Genomic DNA, 17819 nt, shown 5'->3' on the forward strand with positions numbered 1-17819 from the left:
CATGGCGCCAGTCGATATCCCTGACCGCGACCGGCTGATCGTCGCGCTCGATTTGCCTGATCTCCGTGTCGCCGAAGCGATGGTCGACCGGCTCGGCGACAGCGTCGGTTTCTACAAGATCGGCTATCAGCTCGCTTATGCGGGCGGCCTGCCGCTCGCCCGCGCTCTGGTCGGCGCCGGCAAGAAGGTGTTCGTCGATCTCAAGCTGCACGACATCGGCAACACCGTCGCGCGCGGCGTCGAAAGCCTGAGCCATCTCGGCGCATCCTTCCTCACCGTCCATGCCTACCCGCAGACCATGAAGGCCGCGGTCGAGGCCCGTGGCTCCTCCAAGGTGAAGATCCTCGCTGTCACCGTGCTGACCTCTTATGACGACCGCGATCTGGCGGACGCCGGCTATCGGTTCGGCGTGCGCGACCTGGTCGAAGCGCGCGCCCGGCAGGCGCAGGCGATCGGCGTCGACGGCCTGGTCTGTTCGCCGGAGGAAGCCGCGCATCTGCGCGGCATTGTCGGCCCCGAAATGGATCTGGTGACGCCGGGCATTCGCCCCGCGGGTGCTGCGGCCGGCGATCAGAAGCGGATCATGACGCCCGCCAAGGCGATCGCGGCCGGTGCCAGCTATCTGGTGGTCGGCCGGCCGGTACTGGACGCGCCAGATCCCAAGGCCGCTGCGGATGCGATCGTTGCCGAGATCGCTGCCGCACGCGGATCATAACGAACAGCAAAGGGAGAGCTTTGAGATGCCGAAGGGCTATTGGGTGGGGCGGATCGACGTGCACGATCTCGACGGCTACAAGCGCGACTACGTCGCCCACAACGGCGCGGTGTTCGCCAAATACGGCGCCAAGTTTCTGACCCGCGGCGGTACTTACGAGGCCAAAGAGGGACAGGCGCGATCGCGTAACGTGGTGATCGAGTTCAAGGACTACGAGACTGCGCTAGCCTGCTACCATTCGCCGGAGTATCAGGCGCTGATCAAGGCGCGGGCGCCGTTCTCCGAAGGTGAAATGGTGGTCGTCGAGGGTTACGACGGTCCGCAGCCGTCCTGATCTGCGAGCCAAACGCCACCGGGTCGCCGCTCGGTAAGTTGTCGGACACGGGGCCGGCGGCTATACCGCGGGCGTTCAACAAAGGATGCTGAGCCGATGTCCGAGATGCGCCTGATCGTTGCCGGAGCCGGCGGCCGCATGGGCCGGGCGTTGACCCGTGCCATCAGCGAGACCGAGGGCGTGGTGCTGACCGGCGCCCTGGAGTCGCCGAATTCCGAGCTGCTCGGCAAGGACGCCGGCACCCTCGCCGGCCTCTCGGCCAACGGCGTGCTGCTGTCGGCCGATCTGTGGTCGCTGTCGGCGAATGCCGACGGCATCGTCGATTTCACCGTGCCGCAGGCCACCATCGCCAATGTGGCGATCGCGGCGCAGCGCGGCATCGCCCACATCATTGGCACCACCGGGCTGTCGACCTCGGACAACGCAGTGATTCAGAGCGTCACCGATCGTGCCGTAGTGGTGAAGTCCGGCAATATGAGCCTCGGCGTCAACTTATTGGCGGCGATCGCCAAGCGCGTGGCGCAGTCGCTCGACGACAGCTTCGACATCGAAATTGTCGAAATGCATCACCGCGCCAAGGTCGACGCCCCGTCCGGCACGGCACTCTTGCTCGGCGAAGCGGTGGCGGCTGGCCGCAAGATCGACCTTGCCACTCACTCTGCCCGCGGTCGCGACGGCTTCACCGGCGCCCGCAAGCCCGGCGACATCGGCTTTGCGTCGCTGCGCGGCGGCACCGTCACCGGCGATCACACCGTGATCTTCGCCGGCGCCTCGGAGCGGATCGAACTCACCCACAAGGCCGAGGATCGGATGATCTTCGCCCATGGCGCGCTGACGGCGGCGCGCTGGGCCAAGGGCAAGAAGCCCGGCCTGTATTCGATGGCCGACGTGCTCGGCCTCGGCGACATCTGACGCCTGCGTCGATTAGTTGAGCGTCATCCTGAGGGGGGCCCGTTCGGCCCGCCCTCACAGCGCTTGAGCGCTCGGTAAATCCTAGAGCGTTTCACGTTTTGATGGAAGCGTATCCAGCGTTGCTGAAATAGTTGCTGCATTCGGCGGCGGGAATCTTGCCGACGAGGTCGCCGATATAGTCGCAAGCCGCGTCGATCGCGCGCTTCTGAGCGATGCGCATCCAGTGCTTGATCTTGGCGAAGACCTGCTCGATCGGGTTGAGGTCGGGAGAGTATGGCGGCAGGTACCAGAGCCTGGCGCCGGCTCCTCTAATCATCTGGCGAACGGCCGGAGATTTGTGGCTCCCCAGATTGTCCATGACGACGATGTCGCCGGGTTTGAGCACCGCGACGAGTTGCTGTTCGACATAGGCACGGAAGCTCTCACCGTTGATCGGGCCGTCGAACACGCAAGGTGCGGTGAGGCGGTCGCAGCGCAGGGCGCCGAGGAAGGTCAGCGTACGCCAATGGCCATGTGGCGCAAAGCTGCGCAGCCGCTCGCCCTTCGGTCCCCAGCCACAGAGTGGGGCCATGTTGGTCTTGATCCAGGTCTCGTCGAGAAAGACCAGCCGGTCAGGGTCGAGGCGGTCCTGAAAGCTGCGCCAGCGCTGTCGCCGCCACGCGACATCAGCGCGGCCCTGTTCAAGAGCGAACAGTGTTTTTTTTGAAGCTGAGCCCCTCGCGCTTCATGAAGGTCCACACCGCGTTGTGGGACACCTTCACGCCTCGCGCGGCGAGTTCGTCCTTCAGCCCGTGCAGCGTCAGATGTGGCATCTGCCTGATCCGCTCCACGATGAACGCGCGATGCGGCTCCAGTATAGCCTTGCGGTGTCCACCCATCTTGCCCGGCGCCACCGATCCCGTCTCGCGATAACGCTGGCACCACTTCACGACGGACGACACCGCGACAGCAAACCGGGCCGCTACAGCATGACAGCTCTCGCCGGCCTCAACTGCCGCCACGGCCCGTTCACGAAGATCATTGGAAAGAGGTCGGACCATCGATGCTGGCCTCCGATCCAGCCAGCATCTTGAATCACAAAACCCCGCCCGCCGGAATCCCTCTCGATTCAATCAAGCGATGAACCGCTCTAGCCGATCAGCGATTTGCCCGTCATCTCGGCCGGCTGCGGCAATTCCATCAGCTTCAGCAGGGTCGGGGCGAGGTCGGAGAGCTGGCCGTCGGCCAGCGGGCCGTTGTCGCCGACAAGCAGCACCGGCACCGGATTGGTGGTGTGCGCGGTATGCGGGCCGCCGGTTTCCGGATCGCGCATCATCTCGCAATTGCCGTGGTCGGCCGTGACCAGCAGCGCCCCTCCGGCCTTGCGGATCGCCGCGACGATGTGGCCGAGCTGGGTGTCGACGGTCTCCACCGCTTTGATCGCCGCCGGCAGGCTACCGGTGTGGCCGACCATGTCCGGATTGGCGAAGTTGAGGACGATCAGGTCGTACTTGCCGGACTCGATCGCCGCGACGGCCTTGTCGCCGAGCTCTGGCGCCGACATTTCCGGCTGCAGATCGTAGGTCGCCACTTTCGGCGACGGCACCATGATCCGGTCTTCGCCCGGATAAGGCACTTCCTCGCCGCCATTCAGGAAGTACGTGACGTGCGGATATTTCTCTGTCTCCGCCATCCGGAGCTGATGCAGGCCGGCGTCGGCGACCACTTGGCCGAGGCCGTTCACCAGACTTTGCGGCGGGAAGATCGTGCCCATCAGCGCGTCGAGCGCGGTCGAGTACTGCGTCATGCCGGCGGCGGCCGCGATCTGCTTCACTTGCTTGCGCGGGAAGCCCGCGAAAGCGGTGTCGAGCAAGGCGGCGAGAATCTCGCGCACCCGGTCGGCGCGGAAGTTGAAGCACAGCACGCCATCGCCGTCGCGCATGCCCTGATAATCGCCGACGACTGCGGGCACGATGAATTCGTCGTTCACCCCGGCCGCATAGCCGTCGGCGATCACCGCATCTGCGTTCGCAAACCGCGGTCCGTCAGCGTCGGCGATCACGCCGTAGGCTTTGGAGACGCGCTCCCAGCGGTTGTCGCGGTCCATCGCATAATAGCGGCCGCTGACGGTGGCGATCGGCACATTCGGCGGCAGTTCGGCGCGCAGCCGCACGATGTCGTCGACCGCGGATTTCGGCGGCGTATCCCGGCCGTCGGTGAATGCATGCAGCACTGTCTTTACGCCGGCCTTGGTCAGGATCTTGGCCAGTGCGCAGGCATGATCTTGCAGCGAGTGCACGCCACCGGGCGAAACGAGGCCCATCAGATGGCAGGTGCCGCCGCTGGCCTTCAATTTGTCGATGAACGCCACCAGACCCGGCGCCCGCTCGATCTCGCCGTTGGCGATTGCATCGCTGATCCGCGGCAGATCCTGCATCACCACGCGGCCGGCGCCGATGTTGAGGTGGCCGACCTCGGAGTTGCCCATCTGGCCGTTCGGCAGCCCGACCGATTTGCCGGAGGTGCGCAGAAACGCATGCGGGCCGTTGGTCCAGAGCGCGTCGAAGGTCGGAGTCTTGGCCTGCAGCACGGCATTGTCGGCGGGGTCCTCGCGCCACCCCCAGCCATCGAGAATCACGAGCATCACGGGGCGGCGGGACTGCATGGCGAGAACTTTCCTGGATGTGGGGGGCGCCTGAGCGCTCCTCACACCTATGGTCGCGACCCGCCCCCGTCAATCGGGTTAGGCCTGCGGCTCACTCGGCCCTGAGTTGCCCGGCTTCCCAGCCGATCATCGCCTGCTTGCGGGTCAGGCCCCAGTGATAGCCGGTGAGTGCGCCGCCTTTGCCAAGCGCGCGATGGCACGGCACCACGAACGAGATCGGGTTCTTGCCGACCGCGGCGCCGACCGCGCGCGAGGCTTTCGGCAGGCTGATCTTGGCGGCGATGTCTGAGTAGCAAACCGCCTTGCCGAGCGGGATCTTCAGCAGCGTCTCCCACACCCGCACTTCGAAATCGGTGCCGATCAGCACCACCCGCAGCGGCTGCTCCGCACGCCATTGCGCCGGATCGAAGATCCGCCGCGCCAGCGGCGCGGTCGCCTCCTGGTCCGGGACGCATAACGCGCGGGGCCAACGCTGTTGCAGATCGACGAACGCCGCCTGCTCCTCGCCCGGGTCGGCGAAGGCCAGACCGGCAAGGCCGCGATCGGAGGCGATGATCACCGCGGTGCCGAACGGCGATGGATGAAAGCCGTAGCGCAGGCTGAGCCCGGCGCCGCCGCTCTTCCATTCGCCCGGCGACATCGCCTCGTGGGTCACGAACAGATCATGCAGTCGGCCGGGGCCGGACAGCCCGGAGGCCAGCGCGGCGTCGAGCACGCTGGCGGAATCCCGCAGCAGCGATTTGGCGTGGTCAAGCGTCAGTGCCTGCATGAACGCCTTCGGCGTCAGCCCGGCCCAGCGCCTGAAGAGATGGTGCAGCTCGTCGGCTGTCAGGCCGGCGGCGTCGGCGATCGCCTCGATGGTCGGCTGCGCCTTCCATTTCTGTGAGATGAAGGCGATGGCGCGGCGCACGCAGTCGTAGTCCGCCAGCGCGGAATCGCGGGCGCCGGGTTTGATGAGCTGGTGGTCGGCAATGGCAAGGTTCATCATACCGCTGATGTTATCCGCCGCGGCGCGCCCCGCCACCCGATTTCCTGGTTGTCAGGCCGGGTACAGCGGACCGCGCCGCGCGGCGTCGAGCGCCGCCATCAAGGCCTTGGCGAAGTTCGCTTTTTCTTCCGCGCCGAGAAAACTCGCGATCGCCAGCCGGCGGCCTGACGAGACCAGATACAGCCGCTCGATGCCGGCGTCGTGGTGGACGATCTTTTCCAGCCGCACCCACAGCGGGTTCAGCACCCATTCGGCCACTTCGCCACGCGCCGAGGTGCGGCGGACCCGCAATTCGCTGCAGGTCATCGAGATTTCCTCGCTGGCCCTGGCGCGGGCGAAGCTCACCTTGAAGGCGAACGCGAGTGCCAGCACGTCCAGCCCGAAAAACCCGAACACCGGCCAGGCGCCCATCATCCAGAACGCCAGCCCGGCGGCGAAACTGGCGGTGCCGACCAGCCCGATCAGGATTAGAAATCCATTGTGACTCAAGGCGCGATGCGGCTTCAGCCGAGCCGAAAACAGTTTCGGCTCTGTCGAATCCGGACCAAGATCGGGTTCTATAGCCATAGCGGAATATTATACCTTACCCATGCCGAAAACCACTCGCCGCCCTGCCAAGCCGGCCGCCAAGACGCCTGCAGTCTCGCCTGCCAAACCCGCCAAGCGCACCGCGGCCGCCAAACCGAAATCGGCGTCAGCCAAGCCGGCGACGTCTCGCCGGGATAAGTCGCCTCGGCGCTGGAGCGCGGCCGAAGTCCACGAGGCTTTCAGCCGCTTTGCCAAGGCGAACCCAGAGCCGAAGGGCGAACTCGAACATCTCAACCCGTTCACGCTGCTGGTCGCAGTGGTGCTGTCGGCGCAGGCGACCGATGCCGGCGTCAATAAAGCGACGCGGCCGCTGTTCGCGGTCGCCGATACGCCGCAGAAGATGCTGGCGCTCGGTGAGGACCGCGTGCGCGAGTACATCAAGACCATCGGCCTTTTTCGCACCAAGGCCAAGAACGTGATTGCGCTGTCGCAAAAGCTGATCACCGACTTTGGCGGTGAGGTCCCGAATACGCGCGAGGCGCTCGAGACGCTCCCCGGCGCCGGCCGAAAGACCGCCAATGTGGTGTTGAACATGGCGTTCGGTCAGCCGACCATGGCGGTCGATACCCATGTGTTCCGGGTTGGTAATCGCACCGGGCTGGCGCCGGGCGAGACGCCACTCGCGGTGGAGCTCGGCCTCGAGCGAGTGATCCCGGCCGAGTTCATGCAGCACGCCCACCACTGGCTGATCCTGCACGGCCGCTACACCTGCCTCGCCCGCAAGCCACGCTGCGAGGTCTGCCTGATCAACGATCTGTGCCGCTGGCCCGAGAAGACGGTGAGTTAGTTCGGACTTTAGCGTCATTGCGAGGAGCGAAGCGACGAAGCAATCGACTCGGTGCACCGGGCTCTGGATTGCTTCGCTACGCTCGCAATGACGGATGTGGGATTGCAGCGCGACTACTTCATCATCGCCTTCACTTCGTCATGCAGCGATTGCCGGGCAGCGTCCTCGGCGTAGAACATGTGGCCGCCGGGATAGACGACGAACTTCACGCGTTTTTCCGCCAGCGTCGGTGGCAGCTGATCGAGCACCATCTGGGTGCCGAAATACGGCGCGGCGAGATCGAACAACCCGCCGGTGACCAGCACCTGCAGGCTCGGATCGACGCTGAGGATCTCGCGGAGCTGCGTGGTCGATTCCAGCGGCTGCCGGCCACGGCCGAAATCCCATTGCTCGGCGACAGATCCGTTCAGCAGTTCGTACGATCCGTCCGGTTTCCAGTTCAGCGTGGAGCGGGTCAGCTGCACGGCCGCACTTGTCAGCGGCGCGATCAGTGAATCCGCCGACGGATCGCCGAAATGCGCAGCGCTGGAATCCGGGAACGGATCAAGCCCCAGCTTGGCGCCGTCGAACCGTCCGGTGACCCGGCCGCGATCGCGGTCCAATTCACGCTGGAATTCGCGGGTGTCGAAGCGTCCGGCGAGCCGCCGGCTCACGGTCTTGTCGATCCCGGTGAGCGCGGAGACGCGGTCGGCAAGCCGCGTGGTGGCTTCCTTGTCGGCCTCGCCTTTGACCAGATCGGTGAGGAATTCACTGCGGGCGTAGCTCTCGACGTCGGCGAGGTCGGCGCGGTTCACCTTGCCCTTCTGCTGCCGCGCCACCGCGGTCATCGACGGCAGCCGCGCCGCATATTGCAGCAGGCTGGAGCCGGACAGATCGCGGAAGTCGAGCACCGGCGACACCAGGATCAGACCATTGACGCCGACGCCCTGCTTGGTCTGCAGATTGTCCACGACCTTCGGTCCGCGGATGCCGCCGTAACTTTCACCGGCTAGATACTTCGGCGAAACGAGCCGGTCGTTCTTCTCGAGCCAACGCCGGATCACCACCGCCATCGCCGAGATGTCACCCTCGACCGCATAGAAATGCTTGCGGACCTCGTCGCCGCTGGCGACGAAACGGCTGTAGCCGGTGCCGACCGGATCGATGAACACCAGGTCGGTGAAATCGAGCCAGGTCTCTGCATTGGCCTGCAGCACCGGCGGCGAAGACGCCACCACGCTGTTGCCGATCGGCAGCCGCCACGGTCCGGCGGCGCCGAGCTGCAGCCAGGCCGAGGATGCGCCGGGGCCGCCGTTGAACAGGAAAGTCACCGGCCGGGTTCGTGCATCGGCGCCGTCGAGCTTGTAGGTGGTGATGGCAACATCGGCCTGCGGTTCGCCCTTGCCGTTGAACAGCCGGATCGAGCCGGCGGTGGCGGTGAACGCGAGAGTTCGCCCCGGCAACGCCAGACCGTGCTTGGTGGTGACGTCCGGCGGCAGGCTGTTGAGCTCTGCACGGGCCGGAGAGGCCTCGGCTTTACTCGCGACTGCGTCCGCCTGCTCTGCATTCGGCTTGGCACGCTCGGCGTGTGGTGCCGCGGGTCGCGCCTCTTGGGCGACGGCGCTCGAGCCGAGCTGCGGCAGCGCCAGCGCTGCGATCAACATCGAGGCGGTCACGGCGGACCGGGGCGACAGCGGCATCGACATCTCCTTCGCCAACGTCGCGGCTTCACCGCAGCGTTGGGCATGGGGCTTGAAATGGTCGGGACCGACTCTGAGCGCAGGACTGCGTCAGTTTGGCGACGCTGAGGCCGGTGCGGTCGCCAGCGTCACTCCGCCGCGGCGAGCGCCGGCGGTAGCGCGCCGTGCTCGCGGGCGAATTCGACGATCAGTCCGGCGACGTCCTGGGGGCGTTCTTCGTGCGCGAGGTGGCCGAGGCCGGGCATGACGATGGCGCGGGCGCCAGGAACGATCGCCTGCACCCGTCCGGCGTCGGCCGATGCGATCGTCGTGTCGTTGCTGCCGGCGATCAGCAGCAGGTGCGGGGCGAGATGAGGAAGCTCTGCGGCCAGCTGCTCCAGCCGCCAGCTCGCCATCATGGTCAGTGCCGCCGCAACATGGCCCGGACTGCATACCAGCCGGCGATACAACTCGATGCCGTGCGGATCGAGCGACGATCCGGTGTCGGCGATCATCCGCTCCACCAGGCCCTGCCTGCGCGCGAACCGTGCCACCAGCCGCGGCACCATCGTGCTGCTCGCCAGCAGTCGCGCCAGCGGCAGCATCCAGCGTCCGGCACGTCCGCCGATGGGCAGCAGCGCTCCGTTGAGGCTGACAAGTCCCGCGGGCGCGATGGCGCCGTCGAGGCACATCCGCGCCAGCACGGCAACGCCAGCCGAATGGCCTGCGACCAGCATTGGTCGATGCCCCAGCGTACGGAGCAGCGCGGCGATATCCGCGGCCATGCCTTCAAGCGACATCCGTTTCCGCGCCGGGGTTTCGGTGAAGCCGTGACCGGGAAGGTCGGGGGCGATCACGGTGAAATGCTCGGCGAGTAGCGGCGCGAGCTGCCGCCACGAATGCGTCGCCGCGCCGGTGCCGTGGAGCATTAGCAGTGCAGGACCGCGGCCCAGCAGTTGCACGTGCCAACGCAGACCGCCGGCTTCGACGAAGCGGCTAGTGTCTCGATGAGGCCAATCGTGGTTGTCTCGCTCCCAATCCGGCTTGGGACAATGGGGCCGTGTTGCCGCCGTTCGTGATGACGAGGTGTGAAGCGGATCGCGCGCCGGATTGACCAAAGCTGATCGTCTCCATGACACCGGCCGGATGGACGGCGTGCACAGACAAATGCAATTCGGCCTCAGAGTTCCTTCGGCGAATCGATTTCACGTCTCATGGTCGCTGAGTGGTAATCGGTGCGGAAGATCGGCAAGTCGTCGGCGCCACGCAACTAACAACTCCCTCGCATCGCGTGATGTGGTTGACAGTCCATTCGTCAAGTCGCCGCGACAGCTTGCGTGACTAATAGTCTCGGCGTCCTGCTCTGTTGACGGTCTGTGTCAGGCACCGCGGACAGTCGTTCGATTGTTTGGCGGCACCGAGCTCTTTTGGCCATCCGCCTCACGTAAACTAACTGATACTTCCTCGCAACTTGGAACGTCGCGATGCAGTCCAGGTTCAAACAAGAGGACATTGGCGCCCGACACGGCGCAGTGTCCGTCAGGAGGATTTTAGCGATGAAGATGTCTCACCTTGCAAATTTTCTGCTGATGATCGTCGGCGGCGCCGTGCAGGAGGTGTCGTCCGTAGTTCGCCGCAAGCTGCGCGGCGCTCCGCGAAACGACTGACACCGGGCGCACGTTTAACGCGGCTTAGCGCAGCATGCTGCGCTGATCCGGCGCCAGCACTTCGGGGCGTGATCCCGACAGCCGCTTGTGCAGATGGACCATGAAGGCCATGCCGAACAGCGGCGTCGCCAGATTGACGATCGGGATCGACACGAAAGCCGCGATGATCAGGCCGCCGATGAACACCGTGGTGGCGTTGTCGCGCCGCATCGCCTTGGCTTCCGGCGCGGTGCGGAAACGCATCGCGGCGAGTTCGAAATATTCCCGGCCGAGCAGCCACGCGGTCGCGACGAAAAACACGATCGCGCCGGCGCCGGCGACGAACAGGAACGGCAGCGCCACCAGGTACACCAGGATGGTCAGCAGGGCGGTCTTCACCGTTTCCCAGGTCGCAAGGCCGATCGGGAGTGCGACGCCCGGCGCTTCGTGCGGATAGGATTCACGTTCGACGTGCTCGGCCGCCTCGTCGACGAAGATGCCGGCGACCAGTGAGGTCACCGCCGGCATCAGGAACACAGCGCCGACCACGATGCCGAGGCCGGCAGCGATCGACAGCACCCAGGACAGGATATTCAGCGGAGTCTGGAAGCCGCCCAGCGCCGCCTCGGCCCAGAGCTCGCTTGACGTGGCCGCCCAGCTCAACAGCCGTTGCAATCCGATCGCCGCCACCGCGATCAAGGCCAGCGCAAAGCCGACCGAGCGCCACAGGATCGAGCGCATCGGCGGCGATAGAATCTGGGTCAGCGCCTTGATGGCGGCGTCGAGCATGGCGGCGTCCTCGTCCCGAAAAACAGCCTCGAACAGGTAGAGAGCGCGCCGATGTTCGGCAAGGGCCGGGACGTCTGCGTCGCGCGCCTACCGTCGCAGCCGCCGCGAGGCCGGATAATTCATCACCTTCGGCACCTTGCCGTCGCGAAGTGCGCGCTGCATGCCTTCCCAATAATCCGCCTGCATCAGCTCGGGATGCGCATCACGGAAGGCGCGGCGCAGGCCGGGGTCGTCGATCCGCAGCCCCTCCAGCATCTCCTGCGGCCGGAACACCACGCCGTCATCGAATTCGCCTGGCGCAGCGCCGTCGCTGCGAACCGTGACCGAGGTCAGCGGCTCCACCGCGTCGTAGTCGAACAGGTACACTTTGCGAATGCGGCTGACGCCGTAATTGCGGCCGTCGAGATCCTTGTTGAAGATGTCGGCCGCGGCATTGTTCTTGATGCAATCGCCGAGATTGATCACCGCGGCGCGGGATTCGGCCGCGGACGCGTTGGCGAGATACAATGGCAGCGGCGTCAGCTTGATCTGCACGATCAGATGCCGGAATACCAGCGCGCCGCGATCGAGCGTCACCGTTCCGATCCCTGCTTCCAGCAGTTCATCGAGCAGCTCCGCCGCGAACATTGCGCGGTCGAGCTTGACGTTGGAATAGATGATGTTGTCGAGCATCGAGCCGGCGCGGTCGATCTCGTGCACCAGGTTGTATTTGCGCAACACCTCGTCGAGGCCGTCGAAGTAATCGAACTTGTAGTCGTCGGTCGGATGGTCGCGGATGATCTTCAGCACATAGGCCGACGACGGCGTCGTGAAGGCGATCGCGACCGTTCCCTTGAAGCCTGGCGCGGTGGCGAGTCTCTCCTTTGTCTTGCGATGTTCCGCCAGGATCTCGCTCATCACCGCGACCTTGCCGAGGTGATGGAAGCCGATGCACGAGTACTGCGTGCCGAGCGGCCGCTTCGGCATCAGCTCGTAAAGCAGCCGGGCCAGTTCATGATAGCGCGGATTGGTGGCGTGATAGTTTGCCAGCGTCGAGGAGAATGCGTATTGCAGCTCGTCGCTGTCGGTCAGCACAGCGTCGACGACCAGCCCGTCCTTCTCGTTGAGCAGCGCGATCAGCAGCGGCAGGTTGCGCATCGGCATGTCGCCGCGGTCCCGCAGCTTGATCCGCCCGACCAGGCAGGCGCCCCGATTGCGGAAGAAGCCGGCGTCGGCGATCTCGATTTTGACCGGTTCGCCGGGCCGCGGGCTGAGCGGCTCCAGCGCCGTCTCGATCGCCTGCGCGGCGAGCGCCGCGTCGCCGTCTCGATCGCGCCACGGCACGCGGAAGCCGGCCTCGTCGAGAATCCCGGCGATCACCTCCGCGGTGATAGGCAGCGTGGTCGTGGTCGTCTTCAGCACTGCCGCGGGCGACGTGGTGCGCCGCGCGGTGGAGCCGGCGTCATAGGAAACCGGCCGCCATTCGTCGCTGACCAGCTTGCGGCGCAGCGACTGCCAGAACGCGAAGGCGAAATCGGCCTCGTAGCGGCCCTCGATTGCGGCCAGCAGTTCGGCCTCGGCGGTCGGCCAGAGCTGTTCGTCTGTGGTTAGCTCCGGCAGCCCCGCTTTCAGCAGCGGCACCAGCTGGTCGATGCAGGCCGTGTACAGCCCGATCCGGATCTTCGACAGCCGCACCGTCACCGGCCAGTCGCGCGCCTCGAACGCCGCCTGAGCCAGCGCCGGGATTCGCCGCGACACCGCGTAATAGTTATCGAAAGCCGACAGCACCACGCGCGCCAGCAGGCGCGCCTGATCGTCGGGATCGTCGGTGCGGTACAGCGCGTCGAGCAGGTCGAAGTCGGGCTCGGCGATCCGCGTGGCGTGTTCGATCTCGGAGGCACCGAGCGGCCGGGCGCGGGTGTGGGAAGCAGTGGCGGTCATTGCGTGGGGTCAGCGCATCTCGTCGTTTCGCGCCTCCGGCCGTTTGTCGGCGCCGACCTGTCAGCCGGCCGCCGACCGAACCACCGGGGCGATCACGCCATCATGGGAGGCTTTGGGGCCTGGAAGCGTGATCTGACGCAAACCACCCCCCACCGAAAGATGGATGCGACAATCTGCCGGGGGCGGCGCGATTGCGGTCGAGCGGGATGGGCGACCGAGGCTGGCCGGTTAGCGGGCGAGGCAGAGGACGAGCAACCGCGCGCTGTCCAGCCTGCCCGCGTGACGTCTTTAGGCTTTCCAAGATCAACGGGTGCGATCAGTATGACGACGTCGTTCAGCTTCAGGCTGCCTCATGGCTGCGTGGGTGGCGGAGCGACGGACGCGTTCGGCTCGATCTTCGGTGTCACGGTCTCGTTGGTCTCGAAGAACGTCAGCGCGGCGGCTGAGAAGCCTTCGGGAGTCTCGTACATCAGATGGTGCGTTGCGTCCTTGAACTGGACCAGCCACGCTCCGGGAATCGCGGAGGCAATCGTCTTCGAACTCTCGGTGCCGACCACGTTGTCGGCGGTGCCGACCACCAGCATCACCTGATTGTCGATCGACGGCAGCTTATCCAGCGGGGTCTTCCACTGGGTGGTGGCCTCGACCTGCCGGGCCACGATCGGGTCGGTCGGCACCCGGCCGTGCAGCGCCTTGGCGACGTTGCTGCCGTCGGTCGAGGTGGCATGGATCAGCGCTTTGTTGAACCGGTCCGGATACTGCAGCAGCAATTGCTGGGTAATCGTGCTGCCCATCGAATAGCCGAGCACATCGCTGCGCTTGACGCCGAGCGCATCGAGCAGCCCGGTCACGTCGGCGGCGAACAACGGATAGCTGAAGGCGGTGTCGTTGGCGGTCGAGTGCCCCATGCCGCGATTGTCCATCAGAATCAGCTGATGGTCTTTCGCCAGTGCCTCGACCACCTGTGGCGGCCAGTTCTCGGCGGTGCCGCCGAGCCCCATGATCATCACCATCGGCGCGCCCTGGCCGATCAGCTTGTAGCCGATCGAAATGCCGTTGGCGTCGACCTGATAGATGGTGCGCCCACCCGCGTCCTGGCCGATCGCCTTGCCGGCCGGCGCGATCGGATCGGCGATGGCGGAGGTTACGGAGACCAGCGCAAACGCGCCTAAAAACAGAAGTCTAGCCAGCCTTGTCATGCGAATCACCCCGCAGCGCATCGACTAACTGACGATTAGCAGGGGGCGGGATCGGCTGTCCTTGATCGGGCCACGACAAGCAAGTCGAGGCCTTCGCCGAGTGGTGGCCTGGTACTCAGCTATCCACCTTCAGCGCCGCAATGAACGCTTCCTGCGGAATGTCGACCTTGCCGAACTGCCGCATCTTCTTCTTGCCCTCCTTCTGTTTCTCCAGAAGTTTGCGCTTTCTGGTGATGTCGCCGCCGTAGCATTTGGCGGTGACGTCCTTGCGCAGGGCGCGGACGGTTTCGCGGGCGATCACCTTGCCGCCGATCGCCGCCTGGATCGGGATCTGGAACATGTGCGGCGGGATCAGCTCTTTCATCTTCTCGACCATGGCGCGGCCGCGGCCCTCGGCGCGCGTCCGGTGCACCAGCATCGACAGCGCGTCGACCGGCTCGGCATTGACCAGGATCTGCATCTTGACGAGATCGGCCGGTTTGTAGTCGGTGAGGTGATAGTCGAACGAGGCGTAGCCCTTCGACACGCTCTTCAGCCGGTCGTAGAAGTCGAAAACCACCTCGTTGAGCGGCAGGTCGTACTTCACCATCGCGCGGGCGCCGACGTAGGTCAGTTCTTTCTGATTGCCGCGGCGATCCTGGCACAGCTTCAGAACCGAGCCCAAGTATTCGTCGGGCGTCAGGATCGTGGCTTCGATCCACGGCTCCTCGATCTCGGCGATCTTCACCACGTCCGGCATGTCGACCGGATTGTGGATCTCCATCTCGGTGCCGTCGGTTAGCTTCATCTTGTAGATCACGCTCGGCGCGGTCGCGATCAGATCGAGGTCGAATTCGCGGCTGAGCCGCTCCTGGATGATCTCCAGATGCAGCAGGCCGAGGAAACCGCAGCGGAAGCCGAAGCCGAGCGCGGCCGAGGTTTCCATCTCGAACGAGAAGCTGGCGTCGTTCAGTCGGAGCTTGCCCATCGCGGCACGCAGCGTCTCGAAATCGTCAGCGTCGACCGGGAACAGGCCGCAGAACACCACCGGGATCGCCGGCTTGAAGCCCGGCAGCATGTCGGTAACCGGCTTCTTGTCGTCAGTGATGGTGTCGCCGACGCGGGTGTCGGCAACTTCCTTGATCGCCGCGGTGATGAAGCCGACCTCGCCGGGGCCGAGTTCTTCGACGTTGACCATCTTGGGCGTGAAATAGCCGACGCGCTCGACGTCGTAGGCGGCGCCGGTGCCCATCATCCGAATGCGCTGACCCTTCTTGAGCACGCCATCGACGACCCGCACCAGCACCACGACGCCGAGATAGACGTCGTACCAGCTATCGACCAACAACGCCTTCAGGGTCGCGTCGCGGTCGCCCTTGGGCGGCGGCAGCCGAGTGACGATCGCTTCCAGCACGTCGGGCACGCCGAGGCCGGTCTTGGCCGAGATCATCACCGCGTCGGAGGCGTCGAGGCCGATCACGTCCTCGATCTGCTGCTTGATCTTCTCGGGCTCGGCGGCCGGCAAATCGACCTTGTTGAGCACGGGCACGATCTCGTGGCCGGCGTCGAGCGCGTGATAGACGTTGGCGAGCGTCTGCGCTTCGACGCCCTGGCTGGCGTCCACCACCAGCAGCGAGCCTTCGCACGCCGCCAGCGACCGCGACACTTCGTAGGCGAAGTCGACGTGGCCGGGCGTGTCCATCAGGTTGAAGATGTAGTCCTTGCCGTCATGGGCGCGGTATTTCAGACGAACGGTCTGCGCCTTGATGGTGATGCCGCGCTCACGCTCAATGTCCATCGAATCGAGCACCTGCTCCTTGCCGGCCATTTCACGGTCGGACATGCCGCCGGTGATCTGGATCAGGCGGTCGGCGAGCGTCGACTTGCCATGGTCGATATGGGCGACGATGGAGAAGTTGCGGATGTTGTCGATGGGGGCGGTTGTCATTGCGGCCAGATAGCATCGCGACTCAGGCCGGGCAAGGCGAACGGAAGCCGCAACCTCCCGAAAAACCGCCGGTTTTGCGATGCTTGACGCGACCGGCGGAAGCGGATGATGTCCGCCGCGCCACGCCTCCAGCCCAGGGCCCGGATGTCCCCTCGTTCCACCCCCCGCCGCCCCTTCGCTCCACTGACGCGCTGGCTCGACGCCCTGCTCGATCCCAAGCGGCAGGAGCTTACCGTTATCTGGACGCTGCTCGCCTATATGGCGGTCTGGACCGCGTACCGGATCATCGCCACCTGGCCGCGCGATCTGCATGCCGACGAGACCGAGCTGTATGGTTGGTCGCGGCATCTGGCGCTCGGCACCGACAAGCATCCGCCGTTCTCGGCCTGGGTGGCGCGCGCCTGGTTCACGCTGGTTCCGCCGTCCGACCTGTCGGTGCATCTGCTGGCGACCGCCAATATCGCGCTGACGCTGTACATCGCCTGGCGGACGATGCGGCGCTACATGGACGCCGAGAAGTCGCTGTTCGGGCTGGCGCTGCTGACGCTGATCCCGTTCTTCAATTTCATCGCCCTGAAATACAATGCCAATGCGGTGCTGCTGCCGCTGTGGGCACTCACCATCCATTGCTTCCTGCGCGCGCTGGAAAGCCGCGCCGTGCTGTGGGGGGCGCTTGCGGGTGTGTTCGCCGGCGCCTCGATGCTCGGCAAATATTGGTCGATCGTGCTGGTCGTCGCGCTCGGGCTGGCGGCGCTGATCGATCCGCGGCGCGGCCGGTTCTTCGCCTCACCGGCGCCGTGGCTGATGATCCTGTGCGGCGGCCTGGTGTTGGGCCCGCATGTCTGGTGGCTGGCCGACCACGGCTTTCCGACGCTCGCCTATGCGGCCGCGCACGAGTCGGCCGACTTGGCCGATAACCTGCGGGATACGCTCACCTATCTGCCCGGCGCCGTCGCCTATGCGGCGGTGGCGCTGATCACCGCCGCGGTGGTGCTGCGGCCGTCGCGCGCGGCGCTGGCCGACATCGCGGGGCCCGCTGGGTCGGAGCGGCGCACCATCCTGCTGATCCAGCTGCTGCTGATCGTGGCGCCGATGCCGGTGGCGCTGGCGACCGGTATCCGGATCGTTCCGCTATGGGCGATGCCGGCCTACACGCTGCTGCCGATCGTGCTGCTGGCCTCGCCGCTGATCGCGGTCGGACGCGACGCGGTGCGGCGCTGCCTGATCGTTGCGTCCGCGGTGTCGCTCGGCTCGCTGGCGCTGTCGCCGGTGGTGGCGCTGGTGATCCACCTCAGCGATCCGCCTGGACCGTTCGAATACGCCTCGCTGCTCGCCGACCACGTCGACCGCGAATGGCGCCGGAACATCGACGAGCCGGTGCCGCTGGTTGCCGGCGAAACCGTCCTGGCCGAGAACACAGCGTTCTATCTGCGCACCGACACGCTGGGCTTCGAAACCGCGGACCTCGCCGCGCTGAAGCAGCGGGCGGCGGCGCGTGGCGCCATCCTGGTGTGCCCGGCCGACGACAAGGGCTGTATCGCGACCGCCGAGCAGATCATCGCCGGCCAGCCCCAGATCCTGCGCGGCAAGGTGTGGCTCAGCCGGCCGCTGTTCGGGCAGCCGGGAGGGCGGGTCAGCGACGTGTTCTTCCTGGTATTGCCTTCGGGGACGAACGCGAAATAGCCGAGACTCGCTCTCAGCGAGGCGGCCTG

General features: G+C 65.7%; 15 protein-coding genes. 5 read left to right on the forward strand and 10 right to left on the reverse strand.

Going from position 1 to position 17819, the window contains the following annotated elements; all coding sequences use genetic code 11:
* Window position 1: 1 nt before the first annotated feature.
* From pyrF to dapB, 3 genes are all read left to right on the forward strand, one after another.
* Window positions 2–715, forward strand: a complete 714-nt coding sequence (gene pyrF / locus HZF03_RS01715) for an orotidine-5'-phosphate decarboxylase (RefSeq protein WP_012494075.1) — start codon at window positions 2–4, stop codon at window positions 713–715.
* 25 nt (window positions 716–740) lie between these two features.
* Window positions 741–1049, forward strand: coding sequence for a DUF1330 domain-containing protein (locus tag HZF03_RS01720; RefSeq protein WP_012494076.1), 309 nt, complete (start codon window positions 741–743; stop codon window positions 1047–1049).
* Window positions 1050–1145: 96 nt separating this feature from the next.
* On the forward strand, window positions 1146–1961 hold the full coding sequence (gene dapB, locus HZF03_RS01725; protein ID WP_119017625.1) for a 4-hydroxy-tetrahydrodipicolinate reductase: 816 nt from the start codon (window positions 1146–1148) through the stop codon (window positions 1959–1961).
* Between the two features lie 91 nt (window positions 1962–2052).
* Here dapB and HZF03_RS01730 read toward each other — a convergent pair.
* The 4 genes from HZF03_RS01730 to HZF03_RS01745 form a co-directional block, all read right to left on the reverse strand.
* Window positions 2053–3001, reverse strand: a protein-coding gene (locus HZF03_RS01730) for an IS630 family transposase (protein ID WP_119017624.1) whose coding sequence is annotated in 2 segments (ribosomal slippage) — window positions 2053–2664 and window positions 2666–3001 — 948 coding nt in all. Because the reading frame shifts where the segments join, the coding sequence is not laid out codon by codon here.
* Between the two features lie 89 nt (window positions 3002–3090).
* Window positions 3091–4605 carry a 2,3-bisphosphoglycerate-independent phosphoglycerate mutase gene (gpmI, locus tag HZF03_RS01735; RefSeq protein WP_119017623.1) on the reverse strand — a complete coding sequence of 505 codons (1515 nt, stop codon included), beginning with the start codon at window positions 4603–4605 and terminating at the stop codon, window positions 3091–3093.
* Between the two features lie 91 nt (window positions 4606–4696).
* Entirely contained in the window at window positions 4697–5593 is an 897-nt protein-coding gene (locus tag HZF03_RS01740; protein ID WP_119017622.1) for a methylated-DNA--[protein]-cysteine S-methyltransferase, read from the reverse strand.
* 51 nt (window positions 5594–5644) lie between these two features.
* A complete protein-coding gene (locus HZF03_RS01745; RefSeq protein ID WP_119017621.1) occupies window positions 5645–6160 on the reverse strand; it encodes a DUF2244 domain-containing protein in 516 nt (171 codons plus the stop codon).
* Between the two features lie 22 nt (window positions 6161–6182).
* Here HZF03_RS01745 and nth point away from each other — a divergent pair, with 22 nt between their 5' ends.
* Window positions 6183–6968 carry an endonuclease III gene (nth, locus tag HZF03_RS01750; protein WP_119017620.1) on the forward strand — a complete coding sequence of 262 codons (786 nt, stop codon included), beginning with the start codon at window positions 6183–6185 and terminating at the stop codon, window positions 6966–6968.
* Between the two features lie 113 nt (window positions 6969–7081).
* Here the strand turns inward: nth and HZF03_RS01755 are convergent, their stop codons facing one another.
* From HZF03_RS01755 to lepA, 6 genes are all read right to left on the reverse strand, one after another.
* Window positions 7082–8647: a S10 family peptidase gene (locus HZF03_RS01755; protein WP_119017699.1), complete on the reverse strand. Its 1566-nt coding sequence runs from the start codon at window positions 8645–8647 to the stop codon at window positions 7082–7084.
* 128 nt (window positions 8648–8775) lie between these two features.
* Window positions 8776–9744, reverse strand: coding sequence for an alpha/beta fold hydrolase BchO (gene bchO / locus HZF03_RS01760; protein WP_119017619.1), 969 nt, complete (start codon window positions 9742–9744; stop codon window positions 8776–8778).
* A gap of 573 nt (window positions 9745–10317) precedes the next feature.
* Entirely contained in the window at window positions 10318–11061 is a 744-nt protein-coding gene (locus HZF03_RS01765) for a sulfate transporter family protein (RefSeq protein ID WP_011155914.1), read from the reverse strand.
* An 87-nt stretch (window positions 11062–11148) separates the two neighbouring features.
* Entirely contained in the window at window positions 11149–12981 is a 1833-nt protein-coding gene (aceK, locus tag HZF03_RS01770) for a bifunctional isocitrate dehydrogenase kinase/phosphatase (RefSeq protein WP_119017618.1), read from the reverse strand.
* Window positions 12982–13331: 350 nt separating this feature from the next.
* Window positions 13332–14180, reverse strand: coding sequence for an alpha/beta fold hydrolase (locus HZF03_RS01775; protein WP_119017617.1), 849 nt, complete (start codon window positions 14178–14180; stop codon window positions 13332–13334).
* A 115-nt stretch (window positions 14181–14295) separates the two neighbouring features.
* Window positions 14296–16107: a translation elongation factor 4 gene (gene lepA / locus HZF03_RS01780; RefSeq protein WP_011155920.1), complete on the reverse strand. Its 1812-nt coding sequence runs from the start codon at window positions 16105–16107 to the stop codon at window positions 14296–14298.
* Between the two features lie 144 nt (window positions 16108–16251).
* Here lepA and HZF03_RS01785 point away from each other — a divergent pair, with 144 nt between their 5' ends.
* Entirely contained in the window at window positions 16252–17790 is a 1539-nt protein-coding gene (locus tag HZF03_RS01785; RefSeq protein ID WP_119017616.1) for a glycosyltransferase family 39 protein, read from the forward strand.
* Window positions 17791–17819 lie beyond the last annotated feature (29 nt).

This window comes from Rhodopseudomonas palustris, assembly GCF_013415845.1.
Taxonomy (GTDB): Bacteria; Pseudomonadota; Alphaproteobacteria; order Rhizobiales; family Xanthobacteraceae; genus Rhodopseudomonas; species Rhodopseudomonas palustris_F.